The following is a 240-nucleotide window of genomic DNA, read 5'->3' on the forward strand; positions in this document are numbered from 1 at the left end:
CGACTCTGAACATCAGCGTCACCCCGGTTGATGACAGCTTCACCGATGCCAGCGAAACGGTCTCCACCCTGGAAGACACTGCCGTGACCGGCAGCGTCCTCACGGGTACCTCAAGCGTCGACGGCGACGTGACCGTGGTCAACTTCACCATCGGTGCGGACACCTACACCGCCGGCAGCACCGCGACTATCGCTAATGTCGGCACCCTGGTGATCGGCGCGAACGGGGCGTACACCTTCA

1 protein-coding gene is annotated in these 240 nt (G+C 62.9%); it reads left to right on the forward strand.

Annotation, left to right across the window (positions count from 1 at the left end; all coding sequences use genetic code 11):
• Positions 1-240 (forward strand): hypothetical protein (locus tag UB23_RS29730; protein ID WP_045057903.1); only part of this gene is annotated, 240 nt, incomplete at both ends.

It is taken from the genome of Pseudomonas sp. ES3-33 (genome assembly GCF_000952175.1).
GTDB classification, from domain to species: domain Bacteria; phylum Pseudomonadota; class Gammaproteobacteria; order Pseudomonadales; family Pseudomonadaceae; genus Aquipseudomonas; species Aquipseudomonas gregormendelii.